Source organism: Burkholderia sola, assembly GCF_905400185.1.
Taxonomy (GTDB): domain Bacteria; phylum Pseudomonadota; class Gammaproteobacteria; order Burkholderiales; family Burkholderiaceae; genus Burkholderia; species Burkholderia sola.
Genome location: NZ_FR989676.1, coordinates 2,783,289 through 2,795,620 on the forward strand (window position 1 = coordinate 2,783,289; position 12,332 = coordinate 2,795,620).

A 12,332-nucleotide genomic window follows, 5' to 3' on the forward strand; every position below is an offset into this window, starting at 1 on the left:
TGGGCCGCACCCGATGAGGCGTGGCCTTCCGTTGACGCTAAGTTACGCAACACGATCGGCGCGCCACGTGCCGCGCACGAAGTCGCACAACGAATTGCGAAGCGCCGCGTGCGACGGGCGGCGGTCCGTGCCGCTTTTCGCGGACGTCTTAGCGCGTGCCCGCCGCCGCGCGGGTCGCCTTGCTCACGTGGCCTGCGCCCGGGCGACGCGCCGTCGCGCCGCCTCGCTTCGCAGCCCCTGCCCTTGCTTCGCATCGCCGTCGCGCCGGATAGCGCGGCGCCGCTAACGTTGCATCGGGGCAGCCCCATCCCGGGTGCGCGCCTGCGACAAGCGAAGGACAGCGGTCATGAGCGACGAGAAAACCGAAGAGCCCACAGACAAGAAGCTGGACAAAGTCCGCGAGGAAGGCCAGGTCGCGAAGAGTTCCGACCTGGTCGAAGTCGCGTCGCTCGGCTCGATCGTGCTCGTGCTGACGGCGGGCCAGCACTATCTGGCCGATACGCTGCGCGCGATCGTCAAGGAGGCGGTCGATTTCACCCACGGCGAGCGCGAGTTGCAGGACCTCTGGACCATCCTCGTTCATATCGGCCTGCAGACGCTCGGCCTGCTGTGCGGGATCGCGGCCGTTGCGCTCGTCGCCGCCATCATCGCGCTCGCCCCCCAGACGGGACTCAAGATTTCGCTGAAAGCCGTCATGCCGAAGCTTGCGTCGGTCAGCCCCGGGTCCGGCTTTCAGCGCATCTTCTCGATGAACTCGGCGATCGACCTCGCGAAGATGGTCGGCAAGGCCGCGATTCTCGTCGCCGTCATGTGGCAGACGATCAAAAGCGCGATGCCCGTGGTGGCGAGCGCGCTCGATCAGTCGCTACCGCAGTTGATCGGCGTGCTGTGGTCCGTGCTCATGCATGTGGTCGTGGTCGCGCTCGGCGTGTTCGTCGTCATCGGCGCGTTCGACTACAAGCTGCAGAAGTGGCTCTTCATCCGCAAGAACCGGATGTCGAAAGACGAGGTGAAGCGCGAGCACAAGGAGAGCGAAGGCAACCCCGAACTCAAGGGCGAGCGCAAGCGCATGGCCAGGGAGATATCGCAGGAAGGTCCGAAAGGCGGCGTCGCGCGCGCGAACGTCGTCGTGGTCAACCCGGTTCACTACGCGGTCGCGCTGCGCTACGACCCGGCGGAGTTTCCGCTGCCCGTCGTCCTCGCCAAGGGCCTCGACGAGCAGGCGCTGCGGCTGCGCCAGCAGGCGATGCACGCGCGCGTGCCCATCGTCGCGAACCCGCCCGTCGCGCGCATGCTGCACAAGGTGCCGCTCAATCAGCCGATTCCCGAGGAACTGTTCGAAGTCGTCGCCGCGATTCTTCGCTGGGTGGACGGCCTCGCGCCTCAAACCGCCACCACGGAGTAGTGGACATGTTCAAGACCATGAAACTGCCCGGCATCGGCGAGGCCGGCATCGCCGTCCTGCTGATCGCGATCGTCTCGCTAATGATCCTGCCGCTGCCCCCCGCCATCATCGACGGGCTGCTCGCGATCAACATCATGATCAGCATCACGCTGCTCATGGTGACGATGTATGTGGGCCATATCGCCACGCTGTCGGCGTTCCCGTCCGTGCTGCTCTTCACGACGCTGTTCCGGCTCTCGCTGAATATCGCGTCGACGAAGTCGATCCTGCTGCACGCCGATGCCGGCGAAATCATCGAAAGCTTCGGCCAGCTCGTCGTCGGCGGCAATCTCGTCGTCGGCCTCGTCGTGTTCGTCATCATCTCCGTCGTGCAGTTCATCGTGATCGCCAAGGGCTCGGAGCGCGTCGCCGAAGTGGGGGCCCGTTTCACGCTCGATGCGCTGCCCGGCAAACAGATGAGCATCGACGCCGACCTGCGCGCGAACATCCTGACGCCGGACGAAGCCCGCAGGAAACGCGCGAGGCTCGCCATCGAAAGCCAATTGCATGGCGGCATGGACGGCGCGATGAAATTCGTGAAAGGCGATGCGATCGCCGGCCTCATGATCACGATGATCAACATCGTCGCGGGCATCGCCGTGGGCGTCGCCTATCACGGCATGTCGGCCGGCGACGCGGCCAACCGCTTCTCGGTCCTCTCGATCGGCGACGCCATGGTCTCGCAGATTCCGTCGCTGCTGATCTCGGTGGCCGCGGGCGTCATGATCACGCGCGTGGACGAAGGCGGCGACCATGGAAATTCCTCCCTCGGCGAAGACATCAGGCGCCAGTTCACGAGCAGCTCGCGCGCGCTGTACTTCGCCGCGCTGCTGCTGCTCGGCTTCGCCGCCGTGCCCGGTTTTCCGGCGGCGCTCTTCGCGCTGCTCGCCGGGCTGCTCGGCTTCGTCGGCTACCGTCTGCAGAAGAAGCAGGATGGTCCGGCCAAAGGCGCCGGCAAGCCCGTAGGCGCACTGCAGCGCGCCGGCGCCAAGGGCGACGCGCCGTCGATCCTGCCACGCCCGCCGCAGTTCACCTGCCCGCTCGGCGTGCGCCTCGCCGCCGACGTCAGCGCGCGTCTCGCGGCCGATGCGCTCGACCGCGCGTTCGACGCCCAGCGCCACGCGCTGCAATCGGGAGTCGGCCTGCCGTTCCCCGGCATCATGATGTGGACCGACGGCACGCTGCCCGAAGACAGTTACGAAGTGCTCATCTTCGACGTGCCGCAAGGGCGCACCACGCTCGCCGAAACGCGCGCGGTACACGCGGCGGCCGACGGCGGCGCCGCGGACGCGCCTGCCGCCGCGGCGACCCCGGAAGCATTGATTGCACGCCACACGATCGACCTGCTGCGGCGCAATGCTCATCTCTTTCTCGGCATCCAGGAAGCACAGTGGATGCTCGATCAGCTCAACGAGGACTACCCGGGCCTCGTCGCGGAAGTACAAAAGGCGCTGCCGCTGCAGAAGATGGCGGACGTGCTGCGCCGGCTGCTGGAGGAAGACGTGCCCGTGCGCAATATCCGCAGCATCACCGAAAGCCTGATCGTCTGGGGACCGAAGGAGAAGGACATGCTGATGTTGACGGAATACATCCGCATGGAGCTCGGCCGGCTCATCGCCTATCGCGCGACGGGTGGCGTGCGGGATTTGCCCGTCGTACTCGTCGACATTCAGGTCGAGCAGCACATCCGGCAGTCGATCAAACAGACGCCCACGGGCAACTTCCTCGCGCTGCCGCCCGACGAAATCGCCCAGCTCGTCGGCAAGATCGCCGACATCGTCGGCGATACGCCGCGGCAGCCGCTGGCGCTCGTCGCGTCGATGGACATCCGGCGCTACATCAAGCGGATGATCGAGGCGCGGCTGCCGTGGCTGCCCGTGTATTCGTACCAGGAGCTCGGCGCGCATGTCGATCTCCAGCCCGTCGGCCGCCTGGCGATGTGATCGAGCGAGCCGCGCCATGCACACCTGCCTCCCTCATCGCGCCCGCGTCATCGCAGCGCCGGCCGCGCACACCGACCCCGCACCCGAGATGCCGGTCGCGCAGTTGAGCCGCCAGGCCGCGCTTTTTCAGCGCCTGCGCGAAGGCGCGCGCGCCGGCGCATCGGAAACGCCCGGCGACGAGCCGCCATGCGCCGCACCGGCCGAGCCTCCATTCGGCGAGCAAGCCGAACCGTTCTACCCGGTCCCCGGGTTCGCCGCGGACGACCATCGCGACGATGCCGGCAGCGGCGAGCGCGACGACGACGCCCAGGCTGGCTCCGGCGACGAACGCGATCACGCTCCCGCGCACGCTCGATCGGCAGCGCCGGTGCCGGTGCCGGCTCCGGTGCCTGCGACGATTCATCCGCCTGTGCATTCGACGATGCACCTGCCGGTGCAGTCGGCCATGCATGCGCCCATGCATGTACCGGCATATTCGACGATGCCCACGCCGACGCCGATGCCGGTGCACGGCGCGGCGCCACTTTCACCGCGGAGGCCGCCCAACGCCCGGCCATCGACGGCTGCGCCGGCCACGCCGCGCGTTCAAGCCACGCGCGAGCCGCAGCGCTCCGAAGCAGCCGGCCCGCACGCCGTGGTCGCCGTGCGGGCACCGGCGCGCACGGGCCAGGACATGAACCGGTTCGTCGATTCGATCGTCGCCGAAGTGTCGGACTTCTGCGCCAATCCGATCGTGTTCGCAAGCGGCGACTGGCAGATCACGATTCCCATCGATCCGGCGCTGCTGCCAGGCTGCACGTTGAACCTCGCGCTTTCGCATTTCCAATTGACGCTTCGCTTCGACACCACGGACGCACGCTCGCGCGAACTAATCTCACAGCATGCGGCGACGTTGCGCACCAGCCTCGAGGCAGTGATGCAAAGCCGCTTCGACGGCGCGCGCAGCGTCGAGATCATCGTCACGTAAAACGAATATGGACACCACACGAACGCTACTGACAGACCACGTTGCGGCGGCCGCGCAAGCGCCGGCGGTGGCCGTCTTGCTCGATCCCGCGCGGCTGCCCGCGCTTGCGGCCGCCACCGCGCGCCAGCATCGGCTCGCCGTCGACGAGCGCCTGAGCGCACTGCTCGCTCACGCGCTCGGCGTCTCGGCCTTCAGCGTCGGTACGCACGATTTCGTGGAGCCGGAGCGCGCCGCCGTCGTGCGCTTGCGCTGGGGCATGGAGACGGCCGCGGTGCGCATCGACGTCGGACAGCACACGGGGCTCGCGAGCATCGTCGCGTCGGACGAGCCCGTCAACGCGCGCTTGCGCCATGCCGTGTGCGCGATCCTGCTTGATCCGCTGCGGCGCGCGCTGCAAACGCTCGGCTTCGACGGCGTGGAAGTCGTCTCGCTCGAACCTGCCGCGCGTCAGCCGTTGAGCGCGCCTTGCTGCGCGCTCTCGCTGCGCGTGGGCGATACCCGCTTCGATGCGGTTGTCGAGCACGTCGACAGCGGCTGGCTCGACGCACTCGAAACGCTCGTGGCCCGGCAATGCACGCCGTTCGCCACCCACGTCAGCGAGATCGCCGTACCGGGCCGGCTGCAGATCGGCGAGAAAACGATGAACGTGACGACGCTCGATTCGCTGCGCGCGGGCGACGTCATCTTGCGTGCCGTACCCGAAGCCACCCGCGCGCTCTTCGCGAGCGAGCGCTCGTCCGCCCCGATGCACGTCGTCTGGGGCCGCTACGGGACGCGGCAACTGCGCGCCGTGGCAGACGTCACCCACCATCTGATGACCTTGAACGAGGACCCCACCATGAGCCATGAGACGCAGTTCAACGCGCCGCTTTCCGATTCGATCGACACGCCCGTCGAAATCAGCCAGCTGGACCTGCCGCTGAAGCTCGAGATCGACACGGTTTCGATGCCGGTCGCCCAGCTCTCGGCGCTGCGCGCGGGCTACGTGCTCGAGCTTCCGACCGCGCTGCCCGATGCGCGCGTGCGGCTCGTCACCTACGGGCAGACGATCGGCTTCGGCGAACTCGTGAGCGTCGGCGATCATCTCGGCGTGCGTCTCGTTCAGCTGTCGCGCGGCCATGGTTCAGTTTAGCGATCTCACCGGGCTGCTGATCACCGTCGTCGCGATCAGCCTGATCCCGTTCGTCGCGATGGTCGCGACCTCGTACGCGAAGATCGTGGTCGTGCTCGGGCTGTTGCGCAACGCGCTCGGCGTGCAGCAGGTGCCGCCGAACATGGTGCTCAACGGCATCGCGGTCCTCGTCTCCGCTTACGTGATGGCGCCGATCGGCATGCAGGCCATGCAAACCATGCAGACGATGCACCGCACCCCCGGCAGCGACACGTCGCTCGTCGTGCTCGATGCCTTCGATGCGGCAAAGGAGCCGTTTCGCGCCTTTCTGAAGAAGCACGCGCACGAACGCGAAAAGCGGTTCTTCGTGCGCTCGGCAACCGTGGTCTGGCCGAAGGACATGGCGGCGAAGATCCGCGAGGACGACCTCATCGTCCTCGCCCCGGCCTTCACGCTGACCGAGATGGCCGACGCCTTCAAGATCGGCTTTCTGCTGTACATCGCGTTCATCGTCGTCGATCTCGTCATCGCCAACGTGCTGATGGCGATGGGCCTGAACCAGGTCCAGCCGACGAACGTCGCGATTCCGTTCAAGCTGCTCTTGTTCGTCGTCATGAGCGGCTGGTCCACATTGATTCACGGTCTTGTCATGACCTATCGCTGAGGCGCACACCATGGAAACCGATACGCTCGTTCGCATCACTTCGCAGGGCCTGCTGCTCTGCCTGTCCGTCTCGATGCCGGTGGTGGTCGTCGCCGCGCTCTCCGGCCTCGCGATTTCGTTCGTGCAGGCCATCACGTCGATGCAGGACCAAAGCATCTCGTACGCGGTGAAGCTGGTGGCCGTCGTGGCCACCGTGCTGATGATCGGCGCCTGGGGCGCCGCCGCGATCCTGCGCTTCGCCAATCAGATCGTCACGCTCGCGGTGCCGTCGTGAATGCGCCGATCCGCAACAACCACGGCCACCACGCCGCCGATCTCGCGCAGCAGGCGCAGGCCGGCGCCGAGCACACGGGGCAGATGACCCAGGCGCGCGGCTTCACGGGCGTGAAGGTGCAGCACACGAAGATGCAGCGCGCGCGCCTGCAGCACAACAAGATGCTCGCCGCCGCTTTCTACCGCGGCAAGCGTTTTGCCGAAGGCATGCACAAGCCGCCGCCCCCTTCCGCGCAAAAGCTGATGCGCCAGCTCGGCCAACGGCCGCGGCCAGGGGGCTCGGCGAAGGCGCAGGGCAAAGAGGCATCGGCTCACGAACGGCCGGACGACCCGCACGCGCTCGAGCCCAGGCACGAGCACGAACACCCGCACGAGCGCGAACGCAAGCACGAGCAGGGTCAGCAGCAAAAGCGCGAGCGCGATCAGCAACACGGCGAGGGGCAACAGCATCGCAATGGCCATGGGCACGATCGCGGCTCGAATCAACAGGGCGAAGAACAGGGGCAGCCGCAGCAGCGTTCGCCGCGCGACGGACAGCCTCGGCGCGACGGCCGTCAGTCCGGCGAAGGCCGCGACACACCGCGCAAGTTCGCGATCGGCAAGGCGGGCCGGGCCAAGGCCGCCGCGCGCAGCCAGCCGCTCGCGGCGACGATGCAACTGCTCGCGACGCAAAAGCTCGGTGCACCGGACTTGCCGGCCGAACTCGCGGCGGCCTGCGCGAAGGAGGTGCTGCGGCTTGCCGCGCAGGTCGAACTGGGGCCCTTGCTGGCGGTGCCGATGCTGCTCGCCATGCGCTCGCCGATGGCGCTCCGGCGCAATGCTGCCCGGCTTCACGCGCACCGCCATGCGGCGCTGATGCAAAGCGCCGCGACCCCGGGCAAGGCCGCCGCAGTGGCCGGGCTGCTCGGCGTATCGCTCGACAACACGCTCGCGCGCCAGCGCGCGGGCATCGAATACTCGTACGACGATCAATCGATCGCGGCAGTGAAGCAATGCATTCTCGACACGCAAGCCGCGCTGCCGGCCGGCAAGGCGCCAGCCGGTGCCGCCGTCACGGGCGGCGCGACGGGCGGCGCGATCGGCGGTCAAACCGGCGCCGCGCGGCAAGGGGCGGCCAAGGCAACGGCCGGCGCTTCGGATAAGACGTTCGAAGTTCGCATGGCGCCGGCCGCGCCAACGGCAAAACCCTAAACTGATTTTGACGGTCAAGGCCCGGCGGCCCGATGCGCGAAGCAGCGACACGCCGGAGCGGCGACCCGCAAGAGCAACCGCATGACCCACGTCGGATACACGGATACCACGATCATGAAAGCGCTTCGAGTACTGACCGGCACCCACGCCGGAGCCCAGGTCCGGCTCACGAGCGGCACCTACCGGATCGGCGCCGCCGAGCACGCGGATGTCTGCATCAGCGACTGGACGGTCGAGGACATCGAGCTTGGCGTGGGCGAGGACGGTGTGGCGCGGATCCGCTCGGCGAACGGCGACGAGGTGCTCGTGGCGGACTTCGTGGCCGTGCCGTTCGGCGATGTCGTGTTTTGCGTGGGCCCCGATGGCGAAGCCTGGCCGCGCGATCTCGATTTGCTGGCGGGCCTCTGGAAGACAGCCGAGCCGCCTGCCGACACCGCGACGGCGGCTGACGCGGATAGCGGCGCGCCGGATCGGGACCCGGCCCATGCGGACGAACCCGGCGCCGGCCGCGCGCCGACCGCGTCGCCCCAGGTGCGCTGGCGCACGGCCGTGCTGGCGCTCGCCTGCACCGCTGCGATCGGCGGCATCGCCGTGGCCGGCGTGATGTTCGCGGGCACGCAGTCGAGCGAAGCGGCGAGCGTGAAGTTCGACGCCGACGCGATCGCACGGCAGTTGCAGGAGGCCCTGCACCGCGAAGGCCTCGGCGATCTGCAGGCAATGGCACGCAAGGACAGTGTGGCGGTGCGCGGCATCGTGACGAGCAGCGACGAAAGCGCGAAGGCGCAGCGGATCATGGACAGTCTCGCGCGCGGCAAGGTGCGGCGCGAATACGACGTCGCGCAGCAAGATGTGGACAACATCCAGCAATCGCTCGCCGGCACGGGCGCGGCAGTGAGTTACCAAGGCCACGGCATCTTCCGCGTGAGCGGCAGCGTGCAGTCGATGACGACCTTCCGCACGCTGATAGCAGGTATCAGGGCCGACCTCGGCGACAACGTCAAGCGCGTCGACGTCGACGTCAAGGAGGCGCAGGCGCTCACGCCCGATGTCGAGTACACGTCGGTGATCGCCACGGGCGGGCTGCGCTACATCGAGACGCCCGACGGCACGAAGCATCTGTTCGCGAGCAGCAGGGACGAAGCAAACAATTGACCTCGACCACCAAAGGAACCGACATGTACGACGCATTGCTTCCCATCGCGCAGGATCTGAACGCGCTCGATGCCACGCTCTCGGCGCCCGACGGCGCGCAGCGGGTCGCGCGCATCGCGGCGGCCTTCGACGAAACCGCGCGCCGGATCAGTACGGCCACGCAGTCCGCGGCCGACGAGCGCGAGCGGCTCGATCTGCAAAAGCTCTATCGCGGGATGATCGCGGCGCGCCGCATCGTGCTCACGCTGCAGGAGCGCCACAGCGCGCGTGGCGCGGCGCTTTGACGGCATCCGCGGCGATACGGAAGAAGGTTAGACAGTTTGCAGTTGCAGCATCCGGCTGCGCGTCAGCCGGTCCGGACCGGCGGCCACCACGGCCACGGGCCTTTTACCGAAGCATCAGGCGTCAACCCACAGCAGTGCTTTTTTCATCACTTTCTTGATAAGGGGAATACATCATGTCTTCATCGATCGGAAGCTCGGGCGTCTCGCAAGCCGGTTCGCAAAACGCCGACATGGTCGGCCAGATGCAGGCCATGGCCAACCAGAACAACGCCATGACGATGGCCGCCATGCAGATCAACATGCAGCAGCAGGAAACGTCGGCGCTCGCCTCCGTCGGCAACAACGGCGCGAAGAACATCGCCGACGCCGCGAAGGGCCAGTAAGCGACTCGCGTTGCCGCGGTCCGTTGGCGCGAGGGGCACGAAAGCGGAAAGCCCGGCTTTCCGGCTCCGTGCCCCCGCTTTTTTGCAACCGGGCCGCCCTATTTTCGCCGGAGATTGCCGCCCATGAGCAGGGAACGTTTCGTCGAGTTGATTCACGAGGTTTGCGCGGTGGTCGGGCTGCCCGACGCCGAGTATGTCGTCGACACGCAAACGCTCGAGATCGAAGGGTTCGACGTCCATCTCGACCACCACGAGGCCGACCCCGATTCGGTCTATGTCAGCTTTCATTACGGCGCCGTCACGCCCGGCCGGTCGCTCGTCGTTTTCCGGCTCATGCTCGAGGCCAACCTGCTCGTCTACGCGCAGGACCAGGCGCAACTGTGCCTCGAATCCGATACGGGCAACGTCGTGCTGCTCGTCCATCTGCCGATGGGCCCGACGATCACCGGCGATTATCTCGCCGATCTCTTCTCGCACTACGCCGAACACGGCCGCTACTGGCAAAACAACATCCTCGAATCGCCCGACGAAATGTTCGAGGGCATTGCGTCGGGCAATTTCATGTGGCTGCGGGCGTAAGCCCGGCGAGCGCGGGCGCACCGCAGGCAAGGGGCGCATCCGCGGGCATCGATGCCTGGCCGGCCATCGCAACCGTTCGTACACGGCACGTCGCTTCACGCTCACGCGATCGCGGGCGCTCGCCCGCTCGGCGCTATGCCGCCACGCGCGGTATCAGCAAGACGAGGCGGCGACGCGTGCCGCCCTCTCCCGCACTGCCGGAACCGGTATCGTCCGCGCGACGCTCGACATCGCCCCTGTGCCGCGCCGGCCCCTCGATGACGAGGCACTCGCCCGGCGCCAGGCTTTCGTCGACGGCCCGATAGCGGCGCGCATCACGGCGACGCCCCAGTTCCACGCGCAAGCCGATACGCGGCATCGACGCGGCGCCTTCGACCGTCGGTGCAATCGAGAGCCAGAGATCGCGGGCGCCGTCATCGGGCAGGTCATCCTCATCGCGGCGTGCGAGACGTGCCTCGTGGCGGTCGATGACGGCCGGCGAGCGGTCGTGCGTGAGCGCCGTTTGCGACACCTCGATTTCAGCGCGGCCACGGCTGGCCAATGCCTTGAGCTGCGCGAGCAGCGCGCGGCCGCCGTCGGGCGCGATACCGGCATCGCGGTGCGCGCGCGCGTCCGCCGTCGCCTGCTCGGCGGCTGCCCCGTCGGCCATGGCCGGCGGCAACGCGGGCCGCAACGCGTCGAGCGCGTCGCCATCGACATCCACCACCCACGTCTGGACCGATACGAGCTGCGCACGCACGTCCAGGCTGGCGACGAGCGCGCCGTCGGCGTCGATACGCTCGGCCCGATCGCGTATCAGGATGGAATTCGTCGTCGCATCCGCTTCGATCGCCGGCAACGCCGCATCGAACTCGACGATCCGCGGTGCATCGGCAATGGCGGTCCCGTTCGCCACGGCCGGGCGCTCGAAACGGCGCCGCAAGAGCGTGGCCACACCGGGCACGACGAGCGTGCGGCCATCGACCACGCGCGTTTCGTCGGCGGCATTCGCGGCACTCAGGCGAAACACCCGCACGGACAAGCGCACGCGCTCCCGCGCGTCGCGCTCGAAGCGCTCGGCCGCGGCACGAATACGCTCCACGTAGGTCGCCGGCCCGCGCACGTTCACCGTTTGCGCGACGGCATCCACCGCCAACGGGAAGTGCGTATCGGCAAGACCTGCCTGCTCGAGCGACGTACGCAGCGCATTCGCCGAAAGGAAGTGAGGCCGGATGGCGATATGCGCCTGCTCGTTCGCGGGCGACACATGCAGGACCGCACCGTCGTAGTACCAGACGAATCCGTACGAACGGCTCATGACGTCGAGAAAGCGCTGCGGAGGCATCGCGAAACGGCCGCTCACGACGCCCTCCACCTGACCGTCGATGCGCAGCGCAACGTGCTGCCCCGCCGCGAACGCATTCAGGACCTCCGCGAGGCCCGCGCCATTCGTCACGTAGACGAAGCGGGCGCCGGGGCCGCCGGCCCACGCCATGCTCGCCGCCTGCGCATGCACGGTGGCCGCGCAGACGAAGGCAGCGACGGCGCCGCGCGCGAGCGCTCGCGTGCGTGCCGCGCTCATGCGGCGCCTTCCGGCGACGCACCGGCGCCCGACGCACCGGCGCCCGACTGATCCATATCCGGCTTGAGGGTCAGGCGGTAACCGGTCGCATAGACCGATTGCACGGTCCAGCCGACGCCGGCCGCCTTCAGGCTCGCACGCAGGCGGCTCACGTACATGTCGACGGAGCGGCTTTGCACGGCCGCATCCCAGCCCCAGACCACGCTCATCAGATCCTGCCTCAGCACGACGGCGCCCGTGTGCCGGGCGAGATGCCAGAGAATGTCGAACTCCTTGGTGCCGAGCTTGTGCGCCACGCCCGCCACCACGAGCGAGCGCGCCTGCTGATCGAGCGCGCATTCGTCGTCGACGAACATCTTGCGGCCCTGCACGTTCATCGGCGCGAAGCGCCGCAGCAGCGCGCGCATGCGCGCGAGCAGCACCTGCCTGTCGTAGGGCTTCACGAGATAGTCGTCGGCACCCGCATCGAGTATGCGCACGATGTCGGACTCCGCCGAGTGCACGGTCTGAAAAATCACGGGCATGATCGATTGCGAGCGGCTGCGGATCTTTTGCAGCAGCTTGTCGCCGGAAACGCCCGGCAGATCCCAGTCGAGAATCGCGAGATCGGCCCACTGCTCCGACAGAAATTGCTGCGCGTCGAGCCCGCTGTGAAAAGCGTCGATGTGGTAGCCCTCGCTCTTGAGCCAGGAATGAATGAGCGCGTGGTGCGCGACGTCGTCCTCGACGAACAGAATGCGTACGGGTTTGCCTGCAAGCGATTTCATGAGACCCCTTGGT

13 protein-coding genes are annotated in these 12,332 nt (G+C 67.7%); 11 read left to right on the plus strand and 2 right to left on the minus strand.

Going from position 1 to position 12,332, the window contains the following annotated elements; genetic code table 11:
* Positions 1 to 346 precede the first annotated feature (346 nt).
* The 11 genes from sctU (at position 347) to KR541_RS28905 (ending at position 9,991) form a co-directional block, all read left to right on the plus strand.
* Positions 347 to 1,405 carry a type III secretion system export apparatus subunit SctU gene (gene sctU / locus KR541_RS28855; protein WP_050011155.1) on the plus strand — a complete coding sequence of 353 codons (1,059 nt, stop codon included), beginning with the start codon at positions 347 to 349 and terminating at the stop codon, positions 1,403 to 1,405.
* A 5-nt stretch (positions 1,406 to 1,410) separates the two neighbouring features.
* Positions 1,411 to 3,387, plus strand: a complete 1,977-nt coding sequence (locus tag KR541_RS28860) for an FHIPEP family type III secretion protein (RefSeq protein ID WP_050011156.1) — start codon at positions 1,411 to 1,413, stop codon at positions 3,385 to 3,387.
* A complete protein-coding gene (gene sctP, locus KR541_RS28865; protein WP_252996690.1) occupies positions 3,350 to 4,354 on the plus strand; it encodes a type III secretion system protein SctP in 1,005 nt (334 codons plus the stop codon). Before KR541_RS28860 ends, sctP begins: the two co-directional genes overlap by 38 nt.
* A gap of 7 nt (positions 4,355 to 4,361) precedes the next feature.
* Complete coding sequence (gene sctQ, locus KR541_RS28870; RefSeq protein ID WP_050011158.1) at positions 4,362 to 5,486, plus strand: type III secretion system cytoplasmic ring protein SctQ; 1,125 nt, start codon at positions 4,362 to 4,364, stop codon at positions 5,484 to 5,486.
* Positions 5,473 to 6,129, plus strand: coding sequence for a type III secretion system export apparatus subunit SctR (sctR, locus tag KR541_RS28875; protein ID WP_006750699.1), 657 nt, complete (start codon positions 5,473 to 5,475; stop codon positions 6,127 to 6,129). Before sctQ ends, sctR begins: the two co-directional genes overlap by 14 nt.
* A gap of 10 nt (positions 6,130 to 6,139) precedes the next feature.
* The gene (sctS, locus tag KR541_RS28880; protein WP_050011159.1) at positions 6,140 to 6,403 is read left to right on the plus strand and encodes a type III secretion system export apparatus subunit SctS; all 264 of its coding nucleotides are present in this window, start codon (positions 6,140 to 6,142) and stop codon (positions 6,401 to 6,403) included.
* Positions 6,400 to 7,593 (plus strand): hypothetical protein, encoded by a 1,194-nt coding sequence (locus KR541_RS28885; protein ID WP_050011160.1) that lies wholly within the window; start codon positions 6,400 to 6,402, stop codon positions 7,591 to 7,593. The genes sctS and KR541_RS28885 overlap by 4 nt, the downstream gene beginning before the upstream one ends.
* Positions 7,594 to 7,707: 114 nt before the next feature.
* Positions 7,708 to 8,745 (plus strand): HrpD5 family protein, encoded by a 1,038-nt coding sequence (hrpD5, locus tag KR541_RS28890; RefSeq protein ID WP_216089960.1) that lies wholly within the window; start codon positions 7,708 to 7,710, stop codon positions 8,743 to 8,745.
* Between the two features lie 23 nt (positions 8,746 to 8,768).
* A complete protein-coding gene (locus KR541_RS28895) occupies positions 8,769 to 9,029 on the plus strand; it encodes a hypothetical protein (RefSeq protein ID WP_011660757.1) in 261 nt (86 codons plus the stop codon).
* A 173-nt stretch (positions 9,030 to 9,202) separates the two neighbouring features.
* Positions 9,203 to 9,412, plus strand: coding sequence for a hypothetical protein (locus tag KR541_RS28900; RefSeq protein WP_006765597.1), 210 nt, complete (start codon positions 9,203 to 9,205; stop codon positions 9,410 to 9,412).
* A 123-nt stretch (positions 9,413 to 9,535) separates the two neighbouring features.
* Positions 9,536 to 9,991 (plus strand): type III secretion system chaperone family protein, encoded by a 456-nt coding sequence (locus tag KR541_RS28905; RefSeq protein ID WP_089489224.1) that lies wholly within the window; start codon positions 9,536 to 9,538, stop codon positions 9,989 to 9,991.
* Positions 9,992 to 10,124: 133 nt separating this feature from the next.
* On the opposite strand, the gene KR541_RS28910 is transcribed toward KR541_RS28905, so the two are convergent.
* Both KR541_RS28910 and KR541_RS28915 read right to left on the minus strand, forming a co-directional pair.
* Positions 10,125 to 11,552, minus strand: coding sequence for a secretin N-terminal domain-containing protein (locus KR541_RS28910; protein ID WP_216089961.1), 1,428 nt, complete (start codon positions 11,550 to 11,552; stop codon positions 10,125 to 10,127).
* Positions 11,549 to 12,319, minus strand: a complete 771-nt coding sequence (locus KR541_RS28915) for a response regulator transcription factor (RefSeq protein ID WP_050011163.1) — start codon at positions 12,317 to 12,319, stop codon at positions 11,549 to 11,551. Before KR541_RS28915 ends, KR541_RS28910 begins: the two co-directional genes overlap by 4 nt.
* Positions 12,320 to 12,332 lie beyond the last annotated feature (13 nt).

Coding starts and splice junctions, on each gene's coding strand:
- sctQ (WP_050011158.1), top strand. CDS start 4,362: ATGGACACCACACGAACGCTACTGACAGACCACGTTGCGGCGGCCGCG.
- KR541_RS28860 (WP_050011156.1), top strand. CDS start 1,411: ATGTTCAAGACCATGAAACTGCCCGGCATCGGCGAGGCCGGCATCGCC.
- sctU (WP_050011155.1), top strand. CDS start 347: ATGAGCGACGAGAAAACCGAAGAGCCCACAGACAAGAAGCTGGACAAA.
- KR541_RS28900 (WP_006765597.1), top strand. CDS start 9,203: ATGTCTTCATCGATCGGAAGCTCGGGCGTCTCGCAAGCCGGTTCGCAA.
- KR541_RS28905 (WP_089489224.1), top strand. CDS start 9,536: ATGAGCAGGGAACGTTTCGTCGAGTTGATTCACGAGGTTTGCGCGGTG.
- sctR (WP_006750699.1), top strand. CDS start 5,473: ATGGTTCAGTTTAGCGATCTCACCGGGCTGCTGATCACCGTCGTCGCG.
- KR541_RS28915 (WP_050011163.1), bottom strand. CDS start 12,319: ATGAAATCGCTTGCAGGCAAACCCGTACGCATTCTGTTCGTCGAGGAC.
- hrpD5 (WP_216089960.1), top strand. CDS start 7,708: ATGAAAGCGCTTCGAGTACTGACCGGCACCCACGCCGGAGCCCAGGTC.
- sctP (WP_252996690.1), top strand. CDS start 3,350: ATGTCGATCTCCAGCCCGTCGGCCGCCTGGCGATGTGATCGAGCGAGC.
- sctS (WP_050011159.1), top strand. CDS start 6,140: ATGGAAACCGATACGCTCGTTCGCATCACTTCGCAGGGCCTGCTGCTC.
- KR541_RS28895 (WP_011660757.1), top strand. CDS start 8,769: ATGTACGACGCATTGCTTCCCATCGCGCAGGATCTGAACGCGCTCGAT.
- KR541_RS28910 (WP_216089961.1), bottom strand. CDS start 11,552: ATGAGCGCGGCACGCACGCGAGCGCTCGCGCGCGGCGCCGTCGCTGCC.